Genomic DNA, 23,141 nt, shown 5'->3' on the forward strand with positions numbered 1-23,141 from the left:
ATGACGTTTGTTATGCTTCACAGGCATATCAACGAACCGGAATGGACACCGCATGCGCCAGATCGAACTGCGTCACCTGCGCTACTTCGTGGCCGTCGCGCAAGCCGGCAGCGTGATGGGCGGCGCCCGCGCGGCCGGCATCGTCCAGCCCGCGCTGTCGCGGCAGATCCGCGAACTCGAGGACGCGATCGGCACGCCGCTGCTGATCCGCCGCGCCACGGGCGTCACGCTCACGGCGGCCGGCGCGAGCTTCCTGCAGGATGCGACCGGCCTGCTCGCGACGCTGCAGGACAGCCGTGAGCGCGCGTTGCGCAGCGCGGCCGGCCAGCTCGGCGAATTGCGGCTCGGCGCGCTGCCGAACTGCCTGCCGCTGCCGGTCGTCGCGAACGTCCTCAAGGCGTTTCGCGATGCGTGCCCGGACGTGAAGCTGTCGATCGCGCCGATGCTGTCGGCCGAACAGGCGAGCGCGCTGGTGCGTGGCCAGCTCGACGGCGGGATCATGGCGTGGCGTCGCGACGAGGCACCGCACCTGTCGGGCGTGCGGCTGCTGAGCGACCGCTTCGTGCTCGCGATGCCCGCGCCGCCGGGCGGACGCGTCGACACGCCGCGCACGCTGGCCGACGTCGCGAACGAGCCGTTCGTCTGGTTCGACGCGCAGCGCTCGGCCGCGCACCACCGGTTCCTGATGGCGCAGTGCCAGCAGGCCGGCTTCACGCCGCGTATCGCGCAGGTCGGCAGCGACATCCCGACGCTGATCGGCCTCGTCGCGGCCGGGATGGGTTGTGCATTCGTGCCGGAAAGCGCGTCGCCCACCTGTCCGCGCACGGTCCGGCTCGTCGCGCTCGACGAGCTCGCGAGCCGCTTCGACATCGAGTTCGTGTTCGACGGCGCGGCGGCGGTACCGTCGCCGGTCGTCGCGCGGTTTCTCGCGGCCGTGCGCGACGCGGCCGGTGCGCCGGATTGAACGGGTGTCGGACGCCGGCCGCGTCGGGCAAGCGATCCTGCGACGCGATTCGTGTCACCGATTGACGAGCGGATTCCGATATCCGTTAAAGCAACGATTTAGCCGTGTTGACGCACTAAACAACGGCACAGTGTCTACTAAAAATCTCTCCAAACGATGACGACGGATACCGCAGCGCCGGCATTTTTAAATTGACACCAAAAACGGCCGTTTAACGCCCGTTCGAATTGTCATGTGCCGAAATATACTTCGCACGCATCCAACCCTCGTGCCAAAGAGAGGATGCGTTTCCGCCCCGGTCACGGTCCCCCTGTGGCCGGGGCTTTTTTTGCCCGCAGGCCTTGCCGACAAAGGACTTTCAGCCAGCAGGCGATGTTCTCGCCGGGTATGACCGGCGCTTGAACAGCCGGCCGGATCTGCCCGGCCGCGCGATCACCGGACGATACCCGGATCGTCGCGCGGCGCGACCATCGATCAACTGCGAACCACCATCGGATCGCAATTCACCGGGCCATGAAGCGGCCTTCTTCATCACGAAAGCCTTTCCGAAAAAGACTCCATCGTTCGCCCGCCCCACCGGAGCGCCGCCAGCCAGCCTTGCGCGCATGCGCGCGTGCCCCGCATTGTTGACATGAAATCAAGATAATTTCTTTCTAATGCGGCTTTTTCGGCAAAAGTAATGCGGGCACACTTCGCGCTGTTCTCAACGGCTTCGTGCCGTTGCCTCTCGAATACAGGAGCCCATCGCGTGAACGCCACGACTTCTTCCCCCTCCCGCCCGGGCGGCAGCGCCGCGCTGCCGCTGCTGGCGCTCGCCGCCGGCGCGTTCGGCATCGGCACGACCGAGTTCTCGCCGATGGGCCTGCTGCCCGTGATCGCCGACGGCGTGCACGTGTCGATCCCGCAGGCCGGCATGCTGATCAGCGCCTATGCGATCGGCGTGATGGCCGGCGCGCCGCTGATGACGTTGCTGCTCGCGCGCTGGTCGCGCCGTTCGGCGCTGATCGCGCTGATGTCGATCTTCACGATCGGCAACCTGCTGTCGGCGGTCGCGCCGGACTACACGACGCTGCTGCTCGCGCGCCTCGTGACGAGCCTCAACCACGGCGCATTCTTCGGGCTCGGCTCGGTGGTCGCGGCCAGCCTCGTGCCGCGCGAAAAGCAGGCCAGCGCGGTCGCGACGATGTTCATGGGGCTGACGATCGCGAACGTCGGCGGCGTGCCGGCCGCGACCTGGCTCGGCCAGATCATCGGCTGGCGCATGTCGTTCGTGGCGACCGCGGGCCTCGGCCTGATCGCGATCGCCGGCCTGTTCGCCGCGCTGCCGAAGGGCGAGGCCGGCAAGATGCCCGACCTGCGCGCCGAACTGTCGGTGTTGACGCGGCCTGTCGTGCTCGGCGCGCTCGGAACGACGGTGCTCGGCGCCGGGGCGATGTTCACGCTCTACACGTATGTCGCGCCGACGCTCGAACACCTGACCGGCGCGACGCCCGGTTTCGTGACCGCGATGCTCGTGCTGATCGGCGTCGGCTTCTCGATCGGCAACATCGCGGGCGGCCGCCTCGCCGACCGCTCGCTCGACGGCACGCTGATCGGCTTCCTGTTGCTGCTGATCGCGACGATGGCCGCGTTCCCGCTGCTCGCCAGCACGCATGCCGGCGCCGCCGTCACATTGCTCGTCTGGGGTGTCGCGACGTTCGCGGTCGTGCCGCCGCTGCAGATGCGCGTGATGCGCGCGGCCCACGAAGCGCCGGGGCTCGCATCGGCGGTCAACATCGGCGCGTTCAACCTCGGCAACGCGGTCGGCGCGGCAGCCGGCGGCGCGGCGATCTCGGCCGGCTTCGGCTACGCGGCGGTGCCGCTCGTCGGCGGGCTGATCGCCGCGGCCGGACTCGCGCTCGTCATGCTGCAGATTGCGCAGCGCCGCCGCGCGCCGGCCACCGCGAATTCGTAATCGCGATACGTCGGACCGGCGTCCATTAGCGTCCCCATCCCTACGGCCGCGCAATGCGGCCGTTTTCGTTTTCAGCTGTCAATCCGGAATCCCCGATTCTTCAATCAAAAAAATCCGGAATATCGCTGCACTCCATCACCGCGAAAATCGAATCCATTCGCCGGACTACTGGAATCGGTTCAATCCACTCGAATGATTCGCCGCCAACCCATTCCATCGGGCGCATTGGTTTCCGATTTTTTATTAAATGATTCAATAATCGATGTCATTCATGAAAATAGTGCCACACCCTACATGAGTCACGAACCCATTGCCGTTTCGCAGGAAAAACTTTCGCCCGAATCGCGCAAGACAAAATCGAAAAACGCAATACTTCAAGCCTTTATTCAAATAAAGAAAAAATCGACCGTGACAAAATGAGACAACTCGAACTTTGAGATTGAAAGACTCGCCGATTCGTATCAGGATTAATGAAGTCGTGGCAAACAACGCGCGGCACAAATCCAATGAAAAACAAATCGACGGGGGACCATTGTGAAAGTCGCCATCGCTTCCACGGTATTGTCGCTCGCGCTGTCAATCGGCCTTGCGACGCCCGCCGCCGACGCGGCCACCTATTCGAACGGCACTGCAACCTCCACCTTCAACGTCACGCTGACGCTGCAGCCGAACTGCGCGATCACCGCGAATCCGCTGGCGTTCGGCACCAACGGCGTGCTGTCCGCCGCGATCAACCAGCAGACGACCTTGAGCGTCACCTGCACCAACACGACACCGTACAACGTCGGTCTCGACGCGGGCCAGGTCACGGGGTCGACCGTCTCGAGCCGCCTGATGGCCGGCACGGCGACCGGCAACACGTCGACGACCGTCGGCTTCCAGCTCTACCAGGATGCCGGACACACGACGATCTGGGGCAACACGCAGGGCACCGACACGGTGGCCGGCACCGGCACGGGCACCGCGCAGTCACTCACCGTCTACGGTCAGGTGCCCACGCAGACGACGCCGAAGCCCGACACCTATCAGACGACCGTCACCGCAACCGTTTACTTCTGACCGGCGCCGCCTCGCATGACCGCAATACGTCGAACGCTCGCCGCGCTGCTGTGCGCGGCCGGCGCCGCGCACGCCGCGTCGCTGCAGATTTCCCCCGTCACGATCGAATTCGGCACCGACGACACGGCCACCGGCATCACGCTGCGCAATTCTGGCGAGCGGCCCGTGTACGGGCAGGTGCGCGTGTTCCGCTGGGACCAGGCGGACGGCCAGGACATGCTGACGCCCACGCAGGATCTCGTCGCGAGCCCGCCGCTGATCGAGGTCGGCACGCAGTCCGAGCAGCTGATCCGTGTCGTGCGCGCGTCGCGCACGCCGTCCGGTGTCGAGCAAAGCTACCGGCTGCTGATCGACGAGCTGCCGCAGCCCGGCGAGGCATCGACCAACGGTGTGTCGATCCGGCTGCGCTACTCGATTCCGGTATTCGTCGAGCCCGCGAGCAACGGCGCGCCGCAGCTCGACTGGACGCTGCTGCGCAGCAACGGCGGCTGGGTGCTGCGCGTGCGCAACGGCGGCGCGCGCCGCGCGCAGCTGGCGTCGGTCGAGCTCGTGACCGGCGACGGTCACGCGTACCCGCTCACGCAAGGGCTGCTCGGCTACGCGCTCGCGGGCCGCACCAGCCAGTGGAGCGTGCCGCTGCCGGCCGGCGTCGCGCTCGGCGGCAAGGTCACGGTGCGCGCGGCCGTCAATTCGCAGCCGGCCAGCGCGGTCGTCGCAGTGGAGCCGCCGGGCTAGACCGCCGGTGCGCCGCCCGGCCCCTTCCCCTTCGCCACGCGCCGGCCCGTTCCCGGCCACCGGACGCGGAACGCCGCGACGCGCGGCGCGCGCCGCGCTCGCGACCGTCGTGGCCAGCGGCCTGCTCGCCTTCGGCTACGCGCGGGCGGACGAACCCGCGGCGCTCGTGATGACCGACAGCGCGCACGACGTGATCCTCGAAGTCAGCGTCAACGGCGAAAACACGGCGCTGCTCGCGCACTTCCGCGAACGCGACGGCCACCTGTCGGCGAGCGGCGCCGACCTGCGCACGATCGGTTTCGCGACCGACCGGCTCGGCATCGCCGACGCGGCGACGGTCGACCTCGACGCGATTCCCGGCCTGCGCTACCGCTACGACGTGGCGCGCCAGAGCGTCGACCTGCAGATGCCCGACACGCTGCGCCGCCCGTACGCGGTCGACAGCCGCGCGTTGCCGGCCACGCAGGCGGCCACCGCGTCGCGCGGGATCGCGATCAACTACGAGGCATACGCGCAGACGATCGGCGACTGGCAGTTCTCGCTCTACACCGACGTGCGCTACTTCGATCCGAACGGCGTGTTCAATAGCACCGGCACCGCGACCTTCTACGACGGCCAGCGGCGTTACACGCGCTTCGAGACATCATGGAGCCACTCGGACCCGGCACGACCGAGCACGACCCAGATCGGCGACACGATCTCGGGATCGCTCGCGTGGACGCGCTCGGTGCGCCTCGGCGGCTTCCAGTGGCGCAGCAACTTCGCGCTGCGGCCCGATCTCGTGACGTTCCCGATCCCGTCGCTCGCCGGCTCCGCCGCCGTGCCGTCGGCGGTCGACCTGTACATCAACAACGTGCGCCAGTACACCGGCAACGTCCCGAGCGGCCCGTTCATCATCCACGACGTGCCGGGCATCACGGGCGCCGGCCAGGCGACCGTCATCACGCGCGACGCGCTCGGGCGCACCGTCGCGACCTCGGTGCCGCTCTACGTCGATACGCGCATGCTGTCCCCCGGGCTGTCGAGCTATTCGTTCGAAGCCGGCTTCCTGCGCCGCAACTATGGGCTGCAGTCGTTCGACTACGACGCGCGGCCAGCCGTCAGCGGCTCGATGCGGCGTGGCGTCAGCGACGCGCTGACCGTCGAGGGGCATGCGGAAGCGGCCGGCGGCGTGCTCAACACCGGCGTCGGCGCGCTGATGCGTCTCGGTTATGCGGGCGTCGTGAGCGGCGCGGTCGCGGGCAGTGTCGGCCGTTTTCCGGGCACGCAGGTGAGCGTCGGCTACCAGCTGATCGCACCGCGCTTCTCGATCAACGCGCAGACCATCCGCGCCTTCGGCCGCTACGGCGATCTCGCGTCGCGCGACGGCGCGCTGGTGCCGTCGGCGACCGACCAGGCGACGCTCGCGCTGCCGTTCATGCATCGCCAGACGCTGTCGCTCAGCTATATCGGCTTCCGGCTGCCGCAAGGCCCGAGCGCTCGGATCGGCACGGTGTCGTACACGCTGAGTCTCGGCGATCTCGCGTCGCTGAGCGTGAGCGCCTACCGCGATTTCGCGCAGCAGGGCGCGAACGGCGCGTTCATGTCGCTGAACATCGGGCTCGGCCGCAACACGTCGATCAACGCGACCGTCGGCCGCCAGCGCGGCCAGTCGAACTACACCGTCGACGCGAGCCGCCCGCCCGACTACGACGGCGGCTGGGGCTGGGGCGTGCAGACCGGCGGCACCGGCGCGGTGCCGTACCGGCAGGCGCAGTTGCGCTATCTCGGCCATGCGGGCGAGGTCATCGCGGCCGCGCAGACCATCGACCGCCAGACCGGCGCGTCGCTCGACGTCAGCGGCGCGCTGGTGTTCATGGATAGCAGCCTGCAGTTGTCGCGCCGAATCGACGACGGCTTCGCGCTCGTGTCGACCGACGGCGTCGCGGGCATCCCGGTGCTGCACGAGAACCGCGTGATCGGCACGACCGATCGCGCCGGACACCTGCTCGTGCCCGACCTGAACGCGTACCAGAACAACCAGGTCGCGATCGATTCGATGAAGCTGCCCGCCGATGCGCGGATCGCCCGCACGTCGATGACGGTCGTGCCGCAGGCGCAATCGGGCGTTGTCGCGCATTTCGGCGTGTCGCGCTATCGCGCGGCGTCGGTGATCCTGCGCGACGCGGCCGGCCGCCCGCTGCCGGCCGGCGCGCGCGTGCATCACGCCGAAAGCGGCGCGGACACGATCGTCGGCTACGACGGGCTCACGTTCATCGACGGACTGAAGGAGGACAACCATCTCGTGATCGACTACGGCACGCAACGCTGCGTCGCGGAATTCGCGTTCACGACGCCCGGCAACGGCACGCTGCCGACCGTCGGCCCGCTCACCTGCCGGGCCGCGCCATGAGGCTCGTCCTGCTGCTCGTCATCGCGTTCGCCGCGTGGTGCGGCGTGCCGCGCCACGCGCAGGCCGAATCGTGCACGGCCACCGCGTCGACGGTGAGCTTCGGCTCGGTCAGCCCGATCGCGCTCGCGTCGGTCACCGCGACCGGCACCGTCAGCGTCACCTGCACGTGGTCCGCCGTCACGCTGACGCCGAACGTGCTCGTGTGCCTGAATCTCGGTGGCACGAGCCCGCGCAGTCTCGTCAACGGCAGCAACGCGATGCAGTACGACCTCTATCTCGATGGCGCGCATTCGATCGCGTGGGGTTCCGTGTATTCCGGCACGACGCCCGCGTCGGTGACGCTCACCAAACCCGCGCTCGCGACGAGCGCAAGCGCGACGGTCACGGTGTATGGGCAGATCGCCGCGAACCAGCCGACCGTGCCGACCACCGGCGACAGCACCACGACCTACTCGCAGCTGTTCGGCGGCACCACGACGTCGATCAACACGGGGTTCTACCTGCTCGGCGCGCCGACCTGCGCATCGCTGACGACGTCGAGCGGCACCTTCCCGTTCACGGCGACCGCGAACGTCATCAACAACTGCATCATCAGCGCGACCAACGTCAGCTTCGGCACCGCGAGCCTGCTGTCGGGCGCACTCGCGGCGACCGGCTCGATCACCGCGCAATGCACGAACGGCGACTCATGGAAGATCGCGCTGGACGGCGGCGGCACCGGCAACGTGACGGCGCGCCAGATGCAGCGCAGCGGCGGCGGCGGCACGATCGGTTACGGGCTTTACACGGACGCCGCACGCTCGATCGCGTGGGGCGACGGCACGGGCGGCAGCTCGACGGTCACGGGCGTCGGCACGGGCACGTCGCAGGTCGTGACCGTATACGGCGCGGTACCGGCGCAGACCACGCCCGCGCCCGGCAACTACAGCGACAAGATCACCGCGACGATCAGCTTCTAGCGGGAAGGCGGGCCGTTCAGAACGTGACGGTCCACGCGGGCGGCGCGCCCGCACCGACGCTGCGCGGTGCCGTTCGCACGTCGGGCAGCGGTGCGCGGCTCAGCACGAACGGCGTGCCGTGCACGCAGCTGACGCTCGGCATGTCCGCATCGGCGGCCTGGCGCGCGCCAGCGCCGATCGTGCAGATTTCCGGAATGGTGAGACTGACCCGCAGCGGAATCGACGGCTCGGTACCGCCGGCGAGCGACCATGCGCCCAGCGCCGCGAGCGCGAGCGTGCCGTGTTTGATTCGGCCGGTTGCGTTCATCGTTCGGCCCTCCTTCGTGCATCCGTCCAGAATATGCGCGAATTATCCGCGTGCGCGCGGAAAACGTGAAGCCGCGCGCACCCGATCCGGCCCCGCTGAATCGATCAGCGCGCGACGGCGAACCCGCCGAAGAACGCACGCGCGTTCGCATCGAGGCTTTCGAGGTGATATCCGCCCTCCTGCACGATCACCGTCGGCAGGCCAAGCGCGCCGATCGCGCCGCCGAGCCGCCCGAACCCGTCGGTCGTGACGGCGACCTGCGATTGCGGGTCGTCCTTGTAGATGTCGAAGCCGAGCGCGAGCACGAGCGCGTCGGGCTGGAACCGCGCGAGCGCGCGCAGCGCGTCGTCGAGCCTCGCGAAGAACGCCGATTCCGGCGCGCCGTGCGGCATCGGCAGGTTGAGGTTGAAGCCGTCGCCCGCGCCCGCGCCCGTCTCTTCCTCGTAGCCCGCGACGACCGGGTAGAAGTTGGTCGGGTCGCCGTGGATCGATACGTACAGCACATCGTCGCGGCCGTAGAAGATCTCCTGCACGCCCTGCCCGTGATGCATGTCGGTGTCGAGGATCGCGACCCGGCGATGGCGCCCGAGCAGCGACTGCGCGGCGATCGCCGCATTGTTCAGGTAGCAGAAGCCGCCAGCCGCGTCGCGGCGTGCGTGATGGCCGGGCGGGCGGCACAACGCGTAGGCTTCGCGCGCGCCGTCGTTGACGTCGGCCGCGGCCGCAAGCGCACCCTGCGCGGACCAGTACGCGGCGCGCCACGTGTTCGCGCCGATCGGGCAACTGCCGTCCGCGAGGTAACGCGCGGCTTTCGCGAGCACGCCGCGCAGTGGGTTCGGATCGCGCACGAACACGTTCGACATCACTTCGTCGCCCCAGTCGTCGGGCATCTGCTTCCAGTCGCGGTGCGCGTCCTCGAGAAAGCGCAGGTAGTTCATGTCGTGCACGGCCGCGATCGGCGCGGTGCCACGGTCGGCCGGCTCGCACACGTCGAAATCGAGCGACCGGACGGCCGCGACGAGCCGCGCCGCGCGCTCGGGCACTTCCTGCGGTTCGCGCATCTGGCCGCGCGACAGGTAGCTGCGCGGATGGTGCAGCAGTTGTTCGGGATGGAAGTAGGTTTTCATCGTTCGTCCTCGTCGGTTCACCGCGTCATGCACCCGGCGCGGTGGCTGCCGCTTCGACGCGCGCCGCGACGCCTGCGCGCGCCAGTACCGCGTGGAGCAGCACGTTCGTGCCGCGTGTCACGTCGTCGGGCAACGCATCCTCGGCCTCGTTGTGCGACAGGCCGTCGACGCACGGGATGAACACCATCGCGGTCGGGAAGCGGCGTGCGAGCAGGATCGCGTCGTGACCGGCGCCGCTGACGATCCGTTCGTTCGTGTAGCCGAACGCGGCCGCCGCCTGCGCGACCTGTTCCACGCAGTCGCGATCGAACGGCGTCGCCGGGCTGCGCCAGCAGGTGTCGATCGCGACCTGCACGCCACGCGCTGCAGCGACGCGCGTGCACGCATCGCGCAGGTCGCGCTCCATCGCATCAACTTCGGCATCGTCGTGATGACGCAGGTCGACCGTGAACGTCACGTCGCCGGCAATGGTGTTGCGCGACGCGTTGCGGATACCGACCTGCCCGATCGTCGCAAGGCCGCGCGGCGCATAACCGGCGACGATCCGTTCCAGTTCGAGCGCCATCTGCGCGCTCGCGAAATACGCATCCTTGCGATACGGCATCGGCGTCGTGCCCGCATGCGCGGCCACGCCCGTCACCGTCACGTCGAGCCAGCGGATCGCCTGCCCGCCCGTGACGATGCCGATCGTCGTGCCGTTCGCCTCGAGCACGGGCCCCTGTTCGATATGCGCCTCGAAATACGCATCGACCGCGCCGCCCGTCGCGCGGGTGCCGCGATAGCCGCATGCGTCGAGTGCCGCGCCGAGCGTGACGCCGTCGGCGTCCTGCTTCGCAAGCGCGTCGGCGAGCGGCAACGCGCCCGTGAACACGGCCGAACCGAGCATCGCCGGCGCGAAGCGCGCGCCTTCCTCGTTGGTCCAGGACACGATCTCCAGCGGCTTACCGGTCACGATGCCTGCATCGTCCAGCGTGCGCACGAGCTCCAGCGCGGCGAGCACGCCGTAGACACCGTCGAAGCGGCCGCCTTCGGGCTGCGTGTCGAGATGGCTGCCGATCAGCACCGGCGCGGCGTGCGCATCGGCGCCGTCGCGCCGCGCAAACAGGTTGCCGACTGCGTCGACGCTCACCGTCATCCCCGCGTCGCGGCACCACTGCGCGAACAGGTCGCGCCCGCGCCGGTCGTCGTCGGTGAGCGCGAGGCGCCGCACGCCGCCGCGCGGCGTCGCGCCGACGCGCGCCATGTCCGCCAGGCTCTGCCACAAACGGGCGCCGTCGATTTCCAACAGGTGTTCCATACGTACTCCGGATGAATGCTTTCGTTGATATTCAATGCGAGCCGAGCGCTTCGGCGGCGGCCGGCTGCGCCGCCCGGCGCGCGTCGAGCGCGACGATGCAAAGCAGCGAGATGCCGGCGAGGCACGTGTAGAACACCGCGAGCGGCCACCATTGGCCCGTGAAGCGATGCGCGAGCCACGTGCCGACGAGCGGCGTCAGGCCACCCGCGAGCGCGCCGCAGATCTGGTACGCGAGCGAGATCGCCGAATAACGCACATGTGCGGGAAATACCTCGCTCACGAAACCCGCGATCACCGAATAGAAACCGGCCATGCATACGACCGCGAGCGCGATGCCCGCGACGAGCGACGCGGACGTACCGCCCTGCACGAGCATGAACATCGGATACGGCGACAGCATCGCGAGCAGCGCCGCGAGCTTCAGGAAGCGTGCGCCGCCGATGCGCTCCGCGGTCCATGCGGCGATCGGCTGCGCGACAAACTGGATGATCGCGACCGCGAACAGGCTGTCGAGGATCAGCGAACGCGATACGCCGACGTACTGCGTCGTATACGCGATCATGAACGTGTTCGTGAAATAGACGCCCGCGATCCCGATCGTGTTCGCGCCGATGCAGAGGAACACGAGCCCCGACGCGGAACGGAACACTTCGGCGACCGGCAGTTTCACCGTGCGGTTTGCCTCCTTCACGCGCGCGAATTCCGGCGACTCGTTCACGCCGAGCCGGATCAGGATGCCGACCACGAGCAGCACCGAGCTCGCGAGAAACGGCAGGCGCCAGCCCCACGCGAGGAAGTCGGCCTTGTCCATCGACGTGACCGCGCGGAACGCGATCAGCGACAGGATCAGCCCGGCCGGGCTGCCGAGCTGCGCGAACGATGCGAAGAACGTGCGGCGCCCCTGCGGCGCGTGCTCGCCCGCCATCAGCACCGCGCCGCCCCATTCGCCGCCGACCGCGATCCCCTGCACGACGCGCAACGCGACGAGCAGCACCGGCGCGAGCACGCCCACCTTCGAATAATCGGGCAGCAGCCCGACGCAGACGGTCGCGACGCCCATCATCATCAGTGTCGTCATCAGCGCCTTCTTGCGGCCGATGCGATCGCCGAGATGGCCGAAGATGACGCCGCCGAGCGGGCGCGCGAAGAAGCCGACCGCGAACGTCGCGAACGACGCCATCGTGCTGACGAACGGGTCGTGCGACGGGAAATAGAGTTCGCCGAACACAAGCGCGGCAGCGGTCGCGTAGATGTAGAAGTCGTACCACTCGATCATCGTGCCGATGAACGCGGCCGTCGCGGCGCGTCCCGGCTGGCGGGTGGAAGAAAGGGACTGGGTCATGCGGGCTCCTGACGCGCGCCGCTGCGGCGCGACGCGCAATATCGTGATGGCAGCCGTCTGGCGCGGCCTCGCGCCGCACGCTGCGGCACCCCTCCTTTATCGGCGACCGCAAATCATTAGTCAAATTTCAAGTTATTATTCGCCGTATAAATTTAACTAATATTCGCTTCAACGCCTCACCCGGAGACCCGATGCGCCCCGACCTCGCCCCGTTCCTGAACGACCGCCTCGACTGGAACCTGCTGCGCACCTACCTGGTGATCATGCAGGAGCGCAGCGTGAGCCGCGCGGCCGCGCGCCTGCACGTCACGCAGCCGGCCGTGAGCCAGGCGTTGCGGCGGCTCGAGGACGCGCTCGAGCGCCGGCTGATCGAGCGGCGCGGCGCGCACTTCGCGCCGACGCCGGCCGGCGAAGCCGTGTACCGGATCGCGAGCGACATTTACGGCGGCATCTCGCGCCTCGAAACGGAAATCGACGACAGCACGGCCGACCTGACCGGGTCGATCCGGCTGCTGACGGTGAGCCGCATCGAGTCGCCCGTCTACGACGAGTTCCTCGCGGACTTCCATCGCGCATACCCGCGCATCGACCTGCAGATCGAAGTGATGCGCTCGTCGGACATCCTGTCGTCGCTGTTGCAGAAGACGGCCACGGCCGGGCTCGGCCTGTGCCGCACGCCGCACGACAAGCTGGAGATGCGCTGCTTCCTGCGCCAGCGTTACGCGATCTACTGCGGCCGCCATCACCGGCTGTTCGGGCAGACGCAACTGCGGATGGACGATCTGCTCGCGGAGAATTTCGTGTCGTTCACGAGCGACCAGATCGGCGACAGCCTGTCGCCGCTCACCGTCTTCCGCGACCAGAAGGGCTTCACGGGGCGCATCGTCGCGTCGTCGCCGAGCCTCGAGGAAGTGCGGCGGCTGATCTTCGCGGGCTACGGAGTTGGCTGCCTGCCCGAGCACATCGTGCGCGACGACATCGCGCAACAGCGGCTGTGGCGGTTGCCGCCGGACGACGGGCTCGTCGATGTCGACGTGTTCCTGCTGTGGCATCGCGACCGCAAGATGAATGCGGCCGAGCACGCGTTTCTCGACGCGATGGAGCGCTGCATGCAGCGCTATTCACTCGCGGAGCGGCTGGGGAAGTAAGAGCGCGAACGCGCCCGAGGAAGGCGCCGGGCGCACACGGCCCGGCGCGTCGCCGTCGTCAGAAGCGATGCACGATGCCGAGCTGCACGCCGCGCGCATTCGCGCCCGGATACGCGAGCGGCAGGCCCGGGTTCGCCGCGCCGGCGAGCGTGTAGCCGGCCTGGTTGCGGTTGCGCAGGTAGGACAGCGCGCCGTAGAAGCTCGTGCGCTTCGACAGGTCGTACTCGTACATCAGCCCGAGCTGGTCCGCATTGTTGCCCTGCGACGACTGGTCGTGCAGATATGCGTAACCGAGCGCGACATAGTTGGCCGGGTTGAACTGGTATTTGACCGACAGCCCGTACACGCGCGAATCGATCCCGAGGTCGGCCCACTTCACCGCGGAGAAACCGCCGTACACGGTCGCCTTGCCGATCGCGTACGACGCGCCGGCCATGATCGTGCGATCGGTCGTGGTCGCCGTTGCGTTCTTCAGCCACTGGCCCGCGACGAACGCCGCGAACGGCCCGTGCTCGTAGGTCAGGTCGAACTGCTGGCTGGAGCCGGCCGAGCGCACGCCGCCCGCATCGCCGAACCCGAAATACAGCCCGCCCTGGAAACCGGCGATCTCCGGGCTCTGGTACGACAGCGTGTTGCTGGTGCGGAACGCGAACACGGTCAGGTTGTCCATGCCGGACGCCTGCGTGACGCCGCCGAACGCATCCTGCCCGCCCTGGTCGTTGAACAGCGGCGAATTCTGGCGACCCGCGCGCACCTTGCCCCACTGCCCGGCGACGCCGACCCACGCCTGCCGGTTGAACATGCTGCCCGAACTCGCCAGCGAACCGTCGTTCGGGTTGAAGCCGTTCTCCAGCGCGAACTCGATCTTCTGCCCGCCGCCGATATCCTCGCCGCCCTTCAGCCCGAACCGGCTGCCCCACTGACCGCCCGAGCCGATCGCCGCCGTATAGCCGTTGCCGGTATTCACGTACTGCGCGAATTCGTCGATCACGCCGTACAGCGTGACGCCGTCCTGCGCGAGCGCGGCGCCCGATCCGGCGAGGCACGCGGCCGCCACCGTCATGCGAAGACCGGCGTGCACCGGCCACGCCCGGGAATCGCTGCCGCGGGCTTTCATTTGTTTAGTCATACTATTCAATAGAAAGAGAATGAAACGACGCCGGGCGCGGCAGTTGCGCCGCACCGGCATCGCGGGATGGTGAATGTGGGTGAGAGCCTGGTGCAGGCGGCGCCAGGCTCGGCGCGACGCTCAGGCCGGCAGCGGGCCGGCCCGATGCGCGATGCGCGTGGTCAGTGGTGAACTTCGCTGCGCTCGATCGGCAGGATCAGGCGTTCGGGGATGCTGCGTCGGGACGCACGCGCGGCGACGTAATACAGCACGGCCGGTACGATCAGGCCGAGGATCCACGAGATGTCGGTGCCGCCGAGCGCGTCGACGAGCGGCCCCGTATAGATGTGCGTCGACATGAACGGCAGTTGCACCAGGATGCCGACCACGTAGATCGTGATCGCCATCACGTTCCAGCGGCCGTAGCGGCCATCCGGATCGGACAGCGCCGGCACGTCGTAGCGCGAGCGCGTGAAGCAGTAGTAGTCGACCAGGTTGATCGCGCTCCACGGCGTGAAGAACGCGAGCAGGAACAGGATGAACGCGGTGAATTCCTTCAGGAACGAATGACGGCCCGCGAGGGCGATCAGCGTCGACACGCAGATCATCCCGAAGATGTAGACGAGACGGCTCTTCGACGACACGGCACCCTTGCCGCGGAAACCGCTGACGATGGTCGCCATCGACATGAAGCTGCCGTACGCGTTGAGCGCCGTCACCGTCACCTTGCCGAACGCGATGCTGAAGTACAGCAGCGCGGCCACGGCGCCCGTCGAACCGAGGCCGACGATATACGACACTTCGTGGTGCGCGAACTGGCCGCCGGCCAGCGCGGCCGCGAACACGCCGAACACCATCGCCGCCTGCGCGCCGATCACGGAACCCAGGCCGACCGCGAGGAACGTCGCGACCGACGACGTCGAGCGCGGCAGGTAGCGCGAATAGTCGGCCACGTACGGGCCGAACGCGATCTGCCACGACGCGGACAGCGACATCGCCAGCAGGAAACTCGCGAGCGAGAAGTGCTTGTTCGCAAGCAGCGCGCCGATATCGTGGTTCGCGAACAGCTGCGAGAACATGTAGACGAACGCGACGATGCCGACCACGCTCGCGATCCGGCCGACGAAGTGGATCGCGCGATAGCCGAACACGGTCAGCACGACGATCACGGCCGCGAACAGCAGGATGCCGGCCGCGTCGTCGACGTGCAGCAGCTGCGCGACGGCCTGCCCGGCCAGCACCGAGCCGCTTGCGGAAAAGCCGATGTACATCAGGCACACGAGCACGATCGGGATCATCGCGCCGTACACGCCGAACTGCACGCGGCTCGAGATCATCTGCGGCAGCCCGAGCTGCGGGCCTTGCGCGCCGTGCAGCGCCATCACCGCGCCGCCGACGAGCTGGCCGAGCAGCAGCGCGACCAGCGACCAGAACACGTCGCCGCCGAGCACGACCGCGAGCGCGCCCGTGACGATGGCCGTGATCTGCATGTTGGCCGACAGCCACAGCGTGAACTGGCTCAGCAAGCCGCCGTGGCGCTCGGCGTCGGGAATGAAGTCGATCGAGCGTACCTCGATCAGGCCGCCGGCTTTTCCACTGGGATTCGTTGACACGGGGAAATCTCCAAAATACTCAGGATCGCGAATGGTTTGAACAAGACAGGAATCTGCGAGCCGCCCTTTCGGCTCTTCGGGTGCGGGGCGCCGTGGATCGCCGGCATGCGCCACGCACGCACGGTCTGCACGCTGGCGCGCAAGCGACACGACGTGTGCCGACATTGCCAGCGGATGATCTTGTATATACAACTTGCGAGATATCGGTGATTACCCGGTATCGATCCATTTTGGAAATTGTCCGAACAATCGCGATGCGTCCGGCTGATTTTGCCGCCGATCGGACGTTGGAAAAATGAAAGGTCAGGCGCCGGTGGAAGGCGCCTGATCGGGCGCGGCCGTCATGTCGGCGGCGGGGAGCAGGTTCAGCATGCGCCGCGCGACTTCGATGTCGCGCGCGTGCAGCCATTCGTCGTAGTCGTCGCGGCGCAGGATCACGACGCCCCGCTTCTCGTCGCCGGGCCGATGCATCCGCGAGAACAGCGGATGGTCGTCGGCGTTCACCGTGAGCATCGCCATGCCGACGCATGCGCGGCCGTCGCCGCCTTCGTAGCGTCGCCAGATGCCGGCGACGCAGCACGGTTGCCAGCCGTCGACGCCGATCCGGTGCCACACGTTGCGGCCACTCTCGTAGCACGGCTCGCAGATCCAGCGCACCGGGATCAGGCAGCGCTGGCCGTTGCGCCAGGCGTTGCCGTACAGCCGCGACGAGCCGACCGTTTCAGCCCGCGCGTTCACCGTGTCGAGCTTCCTGCTTTTCCGGCCGTTCTCGTCGATCCGTTCGGGCTGCATGAATTTCGGCCAGAAGCCGAACACGGCTGCAACGACCGCGAGGCCGTCGCCGTTGGCGCGCGCAAGCGGCGCCGCGTAGTCGGGATAGACATCGGGTGCCCACGGGTCGCGACGGTACAGATCGCCGATGCCGATCTTCAGTTCACTGATGCCCGGGTCTTCGCCGGGGGCGCGGTAGTGGGTGCACACGGTTCGGCGAACGATGGAAGCAATGTTTCCATCGTAGGTCAGCGCCGGGGTCGCGATCTCGCTATTGCTTTGTATGACGAAACAGTTTTACGAATCGACGATGTCCGTGATCCGGTCAACGCCCGCCGTCACCGCGCGCCGCGACGGCGCGACGGCGCGACGGCGCGACGGCGCGACGCATATAGACAGATCAGTTCCAGCGCGATCGTCGCGCCGGCCAGCGACGTGATTTCCGCATGATCATATGGCGGCGACACCTCGACCACATCCATGCCGATCAGGTTGATACCTTCCAGGTGCCGCAGGATTTCGAACGCCTGATGGCTCGACAGCCCGCCCGCGACCGGCGTACCGGTGCCCGGCGCGAACGCCGGATCGAGACAGTCGATATCGAACGTCAGGTACACGGGATGATCGCCGACGCGCTCGCGAATGCGCGCGGCGACCGCGGCGGGCGTCGACGCATGCACGCGGCGCGCATCCTGGATGTCGAACCCCATCGGTTCGTCGTTGGTGGTCCGGATACCGACCTGGGCCGACCGCTCGGGCACGACCCACCCTTCGCGTGCCGCGTGATAAAACATCGTCCCGTGATCGATGCGCTTCACGTCGCGGTCGGGCCACGTGTCGGTATGCGCATCGAAATGCACGAGCGACAGCGGTCCGTGCACCTTCGCATGCGCCTTCATCAGCGGATACGTGATGAAGTGATCGCCGCCGAGCGTCAGCATCGCGCAGCCGCGCGCGAGGATCGCATCGGCATGCCGCTCGATCGCGCCCGGCACCGATTCGGGCTGCCCGAGATCGAATGCGCAATCGCCGTAGTCGACCGCGGCCAGCACGTCGAACGGATCGAACGACCACGGCCACGGGCGCTCCCACGCGATGCCGGTCGACGCGATCCGCAACCCGCGCGGGCCGAAGCGCGTGCCGGGCCGGTGCGACGCGGCGGAATCGAACGGCACGCCGGTGATCGCGAGGTCGACACCGTCGAGATCGCGGCTGAAACGTCGGCGCATGAAGCTCGTCGCGCCCGCGAAGGTCGGCTCGGCTTGCGTGCCGTAAAGGCTGTCGCGCGTGAACGCGAGATCGTTCTGGCTCATCGTCGGATTCCTGTCTGAAGGGGGACACGGTCGCGCTGCCAGCGACCGCGTGCCCGATTCTGCCGCTGGCGCATCCGACGAAAAATATGAACTAACATAAGCTGACTTCACGAAACGCGATGTATCACCATGCTGACCCGACTGAGAGACATGGATTTGCAGTTGCTGCGGCTGTTCCTGACGATCGTCGAAAGTGGCGGCTTCAGCGCCGCGCAGGGCACGCTCGGGATGGCGCCGTCGACGATCAGCACGCAGATGGCCAAGCTCGAGACCCGTCTCGGGTTCCGGCTATGCGACCGCGGCAAAAGCGGGTTCCGGCTGACGCCGAAGGGCGAACGCGTGCTGCAGTCGACGCGGCGGCTCCTGCAGGCGATGGACGTGTTCACGCGCGATACGCAGCACGTGTCGGGAACCTTGCTCGGCGAGTTGCGCATCGGCCTGTCCGAGCGACTCGCGCCGGACATCGTCGAATCGATCGCGGCGGCCGTCGGCCGCTTTCGCGAGCTGGCGCCGGACGTGCTGATCGAGATGATCGCGGTGCCGCCCGACGAGCTGGAGCGCAGGTTGCTGAAGAGCGAGCTGCAGCTCGCGATCGGCTACTTTTCGGGCCACCAGGCCGGGCTGCACTATGCACCACTGTTCGTCGAACACCAGTCGCTGCATTGCGGCGCCCGGCATCCGCTGTTTGCGAAAAAGACCGTGTCGGTCAACGACATCGCACGCACGAGCAACGTCGCGCGGCTCTACAAGACGAACACATCGGGTGCGGCGCTGCGTAACGCGCAGCCGACCGCGTTCTCCGAGAACGTCGATGCCGACGTGATCTTCATCCTGTCCGGCGCGCATGTCGGCTTCCTGCCCGACCACGTCGCGGCGCCGTGGGTGGCCGCCGGGAAGATGCGCAGGCTGCTCGCGAGCAAGCTGAGCCATACGGTCGAATTCCAGCTCGCGACACCGAGGAACTGCGACGGCAGCGAAGCGCTGGATGCATTCACCGCAGCGCTCGCCGAACAGTTCGGCGGGCTCGACGGCTTCGCGAGCCAATAGCCGGCGCGCGTCGCCCCCTTCCGCTTCAGACCAGCCGGTCCGATGCGACGACCTGCACGCCCGGCCGCGCGTCGAGTGCCGCGTCAAGCAGCGCGCGGGCGATCTTCCGCGCGGGATTCACGCGCCACTTCGCCGGCAACACGGGTTGCGCGACGTTCAGCGCGGACACCAGCATCCGCTCGCCGAACCTGAATTCGTCACGGCTGCCGCCAATCAGGCCCGGCCGCACATACGTGAGCGACGCGAACCCGACGCCGGCGAGCGCCTGCTCGACCTCGCCCTTGACGCGGTTGTAGAAGATGCGCGACGCCGGATCCGCGCCGAGGGCTGAATTCAGGACGTAAGTCGGCGTGCCGTACCGGTGCGCGAGCCGCGCGACCGCCAGCGGATAGTCGTGATCGACGCGCCGGAACGCCGCCTGCGAGCCGGCGACCCGCATCGTGGTGCCGAGCGTGCAGATCACGGCATCGGCCTGCCACCAGTCGGCCTCGCCGGGCAGATGATCGAAATCGACTTCCAGCGCGCGCATCTTCGGATGCGGCGACAACGGCCGACGCGCGAGGACGATCACGTGATCGACCCGCGCATCGGCGAGCGCGACTTCGAGGACGTGGCGCCCGACGAGTCCGGTCGCGCCGACGAGCAGCAGTTTCATGTCCGGTTCTTCCGTGTGAAGCCTGCGTTGGCGGGCCAGGAGCGGCCCGGTTTCCGGCTTTCCACATGATGGTCGGCCGCCCCGGCGCAGACAACTTTCCCACATCTCGAAAAATTACAAGCCGCACTCGTTGCATATCTCGAAACGGTCTCGTCGTGCTGCCGGCTTCGGACCACTCCACGCGTCAGTTGGTCGCCCATGTGCGCGTCGAATCGCCATGTCGATCGTACCCCATACCGTTGAATGGTTATTGATGTCCGGCCGGCGGTCGAGCCGGAGGACTTCACCGCGTGCCCGATCCTGCGCACGCAACCGGCCGCGGACCGCTGGACGCCGCGGCATCTGAGCGAGCCGTTCCTCGCGCGCATTCGCCCTGTGCCCGTCAAGGTCGCGATGCTGGAGAACGCGGGCCACTATCCGCTTGAACAACCGGGGTTATCTCAGATGGTCGATGCGATCGATGCGTTTTATCGTGATGTGACGGCGCAACACGTTGAACCCCGCGCGCTTCCCTGACAAAAGGCACACGCGCGGGCAGCCGTTTTAGATCCGCTTCCACACCGGCATAGGTGCGGCAACCGGAAGACCGCCGATGCGCGCGTTGCGCATCGGCGTCTCCATGTCAGGTGCCCGCGTCAAACATGCAACGCGTGCCCGAGCGCACGCAGCGCAGCCTCCTGCAACGCTTCGCCGAGCGTCGGGTGCGCGTGGATCGTGCCGCCGATGTCCTCCAGCCGCGCGCCCATCTCCAGCGATTGCGAGAACGCCGCGGCCAACTCCGACACACCGCGCCCGACGGCCTGCCAGCCGACGATCAGGTGGTTGTCGCGCCGTGCGACCACACGCACGAACCCGTCGGTCGCCTGCAGCGTCATCGCGCGCCCGTTCGCCGCGAACGGGAACGACGCGCTCACGCAATCGACGCCGGCCGCATGCGCGTCGTCCGGCGACCAGCCGGCCGTCACGATCTCGGGGTCGGTAAAGCACACGGCCGGAATCGACGCAGGCATGAACTTGCGGCGCCGGCCGGCGATCAGCTCGGCCACCATCTCGCCCTGCGCCATCGCGCGATGCGCGAGCATCGGTTCGCCGGCGACATCGCCGATCGCCCAGACGTTGCGCATCGACGTCCGGCATTCGTCGTCGATCCGCAGCGCGCGGCCGTTGCGATCGAGCAGCAGCGACTCGAGCCCGAAGCCGTCGACGCGCGGCCGGCGGCCGACCGCGACCAGCACGCGATCGGCCGGCAACGTCTGTTCGGCCCCGTCGGCCGCCTGCACGCGCACCGCGCCGTTTTCCGCGAGCCCGAGCACCTTGTGGCCAAGCCACAGCCGGACACCGAGCCGCGCGAGCGAATCGGCAACCGGCCGCGCGAGTTCGGCATCGTAAGCAGGCAACACGCGCTCCGCCGCTTCGACGACGCTGACTTCGACGCCGAGCTTGCGGTAGACGATCCCGAGTTCGAGCCCGATATACCCGGCTCCGACGACGACCAGCCGCTTCGGCAACGTCGCGGGCGACAGTGCTTCGGTGGACGACACGACAGGTCCGCCGAACGGCATCGACGGCAGTTCGACCGGTTCGGAGCCGGTCGCGAGCAACAGGTGCTCGCAACCGATCTGCGTCGTGTGGCCGCCCGAGACGACTTCGACGGTCTTGCCGTCGATCACGCGCGCGTCGCCGTGCAGCACGCGCACGCCGTTCTTTTTCAGCAGCGCGCCGACGCCGCGCGTCAGCCGGTCGACGATGCCGTCCTTCCACGCGACGCTTTGCGCGATGTCGATCTCGGGCGTGCGCACGCGAATCCCGAGCGCCCCTTCGCCGGCCTGGCCGCACGCCTGTTCGAACGCGTCGGCCACGTGGATCAGCGCCTTCGACGGAATGCAGCCGATATTCAGGCACGTGCCGCCGAGCCGGTCGCGCTCGACGAGCACGGTCGGAATGCCGAGCTGGCCGGCACGGATCGCGGCGACGTAGCCGCCCGGGCCGCCGCCGATCACGAGCAGCGTGGTGTGTTCGTTTTTCATCGCGCTCACTCCACGAACAGCAGTGCCGGGCGTTCGAGCACCCCGCGCACGGCCTGGATGAATTCGGCCGCATCCGCGCCATCGACGACACGATGGTCGAACGACGACGACAGATTCATCATCTTGCGTGCGACAACCGCGCCGTCGCGAATCATCGGCCGCTCGACGATCCGGTTCACGCCGACGATGCCGACCTCGGGATGATTGATGACCGGCGTCGACACGATGCCGCCGAGCGCGCCGAGGCTCGAAATCGTGATCGTCGAGCCGCTGAGTTCGTCGCGCTGTGCACGGTTCGCGCGCACCGCATCGGCGAGCCGCGCGATTTCGGCCGAGATCGACCACACGTCGCGCGCTTCGGCATGACGCAACACGGGCACCGTGAGGCCGCCATCCGTCTGCGTCGCGACGCCCATGTGCACCGCACCGTAACGCGTGACGACACCCGCTTCATCGTCGAAGCGCGCATTGATCTGCGGGAAGTCGCGCAACGCGATCACCATCGCGCGAATCAGCAGCGGCAGCGGCGTGAGGCGGCCGCGCGTGTCGCCGTAGCGGCGGTTCAGGTCGGTACGCAACGATTCGAGCTCGGTGACGTCGATTTCCTCGACGTAGCTGAAGTGCGGAATGCGGCGCTTCGCTTCCTGCATCTTGCGCGCGATCGCGCGCCGCAGGCCGATCACCGGCACTTCGGTTTCGTCGTGGCGTTCGTCGTAGCCGTGCGTTTGCGATGCTCGCGCCGCACCGCTGCCCGTGCGCGCATACGCATCGAGATCCGTATGCAGGATCCGCCCTGCGTCGCCCGTGCCGCGCACATAGCGCAGCTCGACACCCATGTCCCACGCGCGCTGACGCACGGCCGGCGACGCGAGCGGTCGTTCGCCCGGCGCGAGCGCCGCGCGCGGCTGCGCCGCAGGTTCCGCCCGACGCGGTTCCGCGGGAGCACGTTTCGCATCATGACGCGGCGCCGCGGGCTTTTCAGCCGGCACGTCGGCGACCGGCTTCGACGCTGCCGCCGCAGCCGGTGAGGTTTCCACCTTTGTTTCCCGCACCGGTGCGCCGGCCTTCAGGTTGCCGTCGCCTTCGACCTCAAGGCGAATCAGCTCGCTGCCGACCGCCATCATCTCGCCGATGCGGCCGCCGAGTTCGAGCACCTTCCCCGTCACCGGCGACGGAATCTCGACCGCCGCCTTGTCGGTCATCACGTCGGCGAGCGGCTGATCTTCCTTGATCGTCTGTCCGACTTCCACATGCCAGGCCACCAGCTCGACCTCGGCAATCCCTTCGCCGATATCCGGCATCTTGATGACATGAATCCCCATC

The 23,141-nt window shown here is 67.8% G+C and carries 21 protein-coding genes; 10 read left to right on the top strand and 11 right to left on the bottom strand.

Translation table 11 applies throughout. The annotated features are described in order from the left end of the window. Positions 1-52: 52 nt before the first annotated feature. From VL15_RS00280 to VL15_RS00305, 7 genes are all read left to right on the top strand, one after another. Positions 53-964, top strand: coding sequence for a LysR family transcriptional regulator (locus VL15_RS00280; protein WP_048242465.1), 912 nt, complete (start codon positions 53-55; stop codon positions 962-964). Between the two features lie 748 nt (positions 965-1,712). Next, positions 1,713-2,918 carry an MFS transporter gene (locus tag VL15_RS00285; protein ID WP_048242466.1) on the top strand — a complete coding sequence of 402 codons (1,206 nt, stop codon included), beginning with the start codon at positions 1,713-1,715 and terminating at the stop codon, positions 2,916-2,918. Positions 2,919-3,110: 192 nt separating this feature from the next. Further along, complete coding sequence (locus VL15_RS41650) at positions 3,111-3,338, top strand: hypothetical protein (RefSeq protein WP_155420088.1); 228 nt, start codon at positions 3,111-3,113, stop codon at positions 3,336-3,338. Positions 3,339-3,479: 141 nt separating this feature from the next. After that, positions 3,480-3,977 carry a spore coat U domain-containing protein gene (locus VL15_RS00290; protein ID WP_155420090.1) on the top strand — a complete coding sequence of 166 codons (498 nt, stop codon included), beginning with the start codon at positions 3,480-3,482 and terminating at the stop codon, positions 3,975-3,977. Positions 3,978-3,992: 15 nt separating this feature from the next. Then, entirely contained in the window at positions 3,993-4,712 is a 720-nt protein-coding gene (locus tag VL15_RS00295) for a molecular chaperone (protein WP_048242467.1), read from the top strand. Positions 4,713-4,719: 7 nt separating this feature from the next. Next, positions 4,720-7,104 carry a fimbria/pilus outer membrane usher protein gene (locus VL15_RS00300; protein WP_048242468.1) on the top strand — a complete coding sequence of 795 codons (2,385 nt, stop codon included), beginning with the start codon at positions 4,720-4,722 and terminating at the stop codon, positions 7,102-7,104. Beyond that, the gene (locus VL15_RS00305; protein WP_048242469.1) at positions 7,101-8,063 is read left to right on the top strand and encodes a spore coat U domain-containing protein; all 963 of its coding nucleotides are present in this window, start codon (positions 7,101-7,103) and stop codon (positions 8,061-8,063) included. The genes VL15_RS00300 and VL15_RS00305 overlap by 4 nt, the downstream gene beginning before the upstream one ends. A 16-nt stretch (positions 8,064-8,079) precedes the next feature. On the opposite strand, the gene VL15_RS00310 is transcribed toward VL15_RS00305, so the two are convergent. The 4 genes from VL15_RS00310 to VL15_RS00325 all read right to left on the bottom strand — a co-directional run bounded on the left by VL15_RS00310 (position 8,080) and on the right by VL15_RS00325 (position 12,136). Then, a complete protein-coding gene (locus VL15_RS00310; RefSeq protein ID WP_048242471.1) occupies positions 8,080-8,370 on the bottom strand; it encodes a hypothetical protein in 291 nt (96 codons plus the stop codon). Positions 8,371-8,474: 104 nt separating this feature from the next. Next, positions 8,475-9,497 carry a histone deacetylase family protein gene (locus VL15_RS00315; protein ID WP_048242472.1) on the bottom strand — a complete coding sequence of 341 codons (1,023 nt, stop codon included), beginning with the start codon at positions 9,495-9,497 and terminating at the stop codon, positions 8,475-8,477. A 25-nt stretch (positions 9,498-9,522) separates the two neighbouring features. After that, complete coding sequence (locus VL15_RS00320; protein WP_048242473.1) at positions 9,523-10,794, bottom strand: Zn-dependent hydrolase; 1,272 nt, start codon at positions 10,792-10,794, stop codon at positions 9,523-9,525. A 31-nt stretch (positions 10,795-10,825) separates the two neighbouring features. Continuing rightward, entirely contained in the window at positions 10,826-12,136 is a 1,311-nt protein-coding gene (locus VL15_RS00325) for an MFS transporter (RefSeq protein WP_048242474.1), read from the bottom strand. A gap of 191 nt (positions 12,137-12,327) precedes the next feature. Here VL15_RS00325 and VL15_RS00330 point away from each other — a divergent pair, with 191 nt between their 5' ends. Then, entirely contained in the window at positions 12,328-13,284 is a 957-nt protein-coding gene (locus VL15_RS00330) for a LysR family transcriptional regulator (protein ID WP_048242475.1), read from the top strand. A gap of 58 nt (positions 13,285-13,342) precedes the next feature. On the opposite strand, the gene VL15_RS00335 is transcribed toward VL15_RS00330, so the two are convergent. From VL15_RS00335 to speB, 4 genes are all read right to left on the bottom strand, one after another. Next, entirely contained in the window at positions 13,343-14,413 is a 1,071-nt protein-coding gene (locus VL15_RS00335) for a porin (RefSeq protein ID WP_048242476.1), read from the bottom strand. A 161-nt stretch (positions 14,414-14,574) separates the two neighbouring features. Beyond that, positions 14,575-16,005, bottom strand: coding sequence for a purine-cytosine permease family protein (locus tag VL15_RS00340; RefSeq protein ID WP_048242477.1), 1,431 nt, complete (start codon positions 16,003-16,005; stop codon positions 14,575-14,577). Positions 16,006-16,308: 303 nt separating this feature from the next. Beyond that, the gene (locus VL15_RS00345; RefSeq protein WP_048242478.1) at positions 16,309-16,986 is read right to left on the bottom strand and encodes an SOS response-associated peptidase family protein; all 678 of its coding nucleotides are present in this window, start codon (positions 16,984-16,986) and stop codon (positions 16,309-16,311) included. 128 nt (positions 16,987-17,114) lie between these two features. Beyond that, the gene (speB, locus tag VL15_RS00350) at positions 17,115-18,089 is read right to left on the bottom strand and encodes an agmatinase (RefSeq protein ID WP_048242479.1); all 975 of its coding nucleotides are present in this window, start codon (positions 18,087-18,089) and stop codon (positions 17,115-17,117) included. Between the two features lie 129 nt (positions 18,090-18,218). Between speB and VL15_RS00355 the strand changes: the two genes are divergently transcribed. Then, positions 18,219-19,136, top strand: coding sequence for a LysR family transcriptional regulator (locus tag VL15_RS00355; protein WP_048242480.1), 918 nt, complete (start codon positions 18,219-18,221; stop codon positions 19,134-19,136). A 25-nt stretch (positions 19,137-19,161) separates the two neighbouring features. Here VL15_RS00355 and VL15_RS00360 read toward each other — a convergent pair whose 3' ends face one another. Continuing rightward, positions 19,162-19,791 carry an NAD-dependent dehydratase gene (locus tag VL15_RS00360; protein WP_048242481.1) on the bottom strand — a complete coding sequence of 210 codons (630 nt, stop codon included), beginning with the start codon at positions 19,789-19,791 and terminating at the stop codon, positions 19,162-19,164. Between the two features lie 243 nt (positions 19,792-20,034). Between VL15_RS00360 and VL15_RS00365 the strand changes: the two genes are divergently transcribed. After that, positions 20,035-20,307, top strand: coding sequence for a hypothetical protein (locus VL15_RS00365; RefSeq protein ID WP_048242482.1), 273 nt, complete (start codon positions 20,035-20,037; stop codon positions 20,305-20,307). Between the two features lie 119 nt (positions 20,308-20,426). Here VL15_RS00365 and lpdA read toward each other — a convergent pair whose 3' ends face one another. Continuing rightward, positions 20,427-21,818, bottom strand: a complete 1,392-nt coding sequence (gene lpdA / locus VL15_RS00370; protein WP_048242504.1) for a dihydrolipoyl dehydrogenase — start codon at positions 21,816-21,818, stop codon at positions 20,427-20,429. Between the two features lie 5 nt (positions 21,819-21,823). After that, entirely contained in the window at positions 21,824-23,140 is a 1,317-nt protein-coding gene (locus VL15_RS00375; protein ID WP_048242483.1) for a dihydrolipoamide acetyltransferase family protein, read from the bottom strand. Between the last annotated feature and the right edge of the window lies 1 nt (position 23,141).

Source organism: Burkholderia cepacia (genome assembly GCF_001039005.1).
In the GTDB taxonomy this organism is placed as follows: domain Bacteria; phylum Pseudomonadota; class Gammaproteobacteria; order Burkholderiales; family Burkholderiaceae; genus Burkholderia; species Burkholderia theae.

Excerpts from the sequence above, each read along its gene's own strand:
- VL15_RS00295 (WP_048242467.1), top strand. The coding sequence starts at position 3,993 with ATGACCGCAATACGTCGAACGCTCGCCGCGCTGCTGTGCGCGGCCGGC.
- VL15_RS00355 (WP_048242480.1), top strand. The coding sequence starts at position 18,219 with ATGCTGACCCGACTGAGAGACATGGATTTGCAGTTGCTGCGGCTGTTC.
- VL15_RS00375 (WP_048242483.1), bottom strand. The coding sequence starts at position 23,140 with ATGGGGATTCATGTCATCAAGATGCCGGATATCGGCGAAGGGATTGCC.
- VL15_RS00310 (WP_048242471.1), bottom strand. The coding sequence starts at position 8,370 with ATGAACGCAACCGGCCGAATCAAACACGGCACGCTCGCGCTCGCGGCG.
- VL15_RS00330 (WP_048242475.1), top strand. The coding sequence starts at position 12,328 with ATGCGCCCCGACCTCGCCCCGTTCCTGAACGACCGCCTCGACTGGAAC.
- VL15_RS00305 (WP_048242469.1), top strand. The coding sequence starts at position 7,101 with ATGAGGCTCGTCCTGCTGCTCGTCATCGCGTTCGCCGCGTGGTGCGGC.
- VL15_RS00360 (WP_048242481.1), bottom strand. The coding sequence starts at position 19,791 with ATGAAACTGCTGCTCGTCGGCGCGACCGGACTCGTCGGGCGCCACGTC.
- VL15_RS00315 (WP_048242472.1), bottom strand. The coding sequence starts at position 9,497 with ATGAAAACCTACTTCCATCCCGAACAACTGCTGCACCATCCGCGCAGC.
- VL15_RS00320 (WP_048242473.1), bottom strand. The coding sequence starts at position 10,794 with ATGGAACACCTGTTGGAAATCGACGGCGCCCGTTTGTGGCAGAGCCTG.
- VL15_RS00365 (WP_048242482.1), top strand. The coding sequence starts at position 20,035 with ATGGTTATTGATGTCCGGCCGGCGGTCGAGCCGGAGGACTTCACCGCG.
- speB (WP_048242479.1), bottom strand. The coding sequence starts at position 18,089 with ATGAGCCAGAACGATCTCGCGTTCACGCGCGACAGCCTTTACGGCACG.
- VL15_RS41650 (WP_155420088.1), top strand. The coding sequence starts at position 3,111 with ATGATTCGCCGCCAACCCATTCCATCGGGCGCATTGGTTTCCGATTTT.
- VL15_RS00325 (WP_048242474.1), bottom strand. The coding sequence starts at position 12,136 with ATGACCCAGTCCCTTTCTTCCACCCGCCAGCCGGGACGCGCCGCGACG.
- VL15_RS00335 (WP_048242476.1), bottom strand. The coding sequence starts at position 14,413 with ATGACTAAACAAATGAAAGCCCGCGGCAGCGATTCCCGGGCGTGGCCG.
- lpdA (WP_048242504.1), bottom strand. The coding sequence starts at position 21,818 with ATGAAAAACGAACACACCACGCTGCTCGTGATCGGCGGCGGCCCGGGC.
- VL15_RS00280 (WP_048242465.1), top strand. The coding sequence starts at position 53 with ATGCGCCAGATCGAACTGCGTCACCTGCGCTACTTCGTGGCCGTCGCG.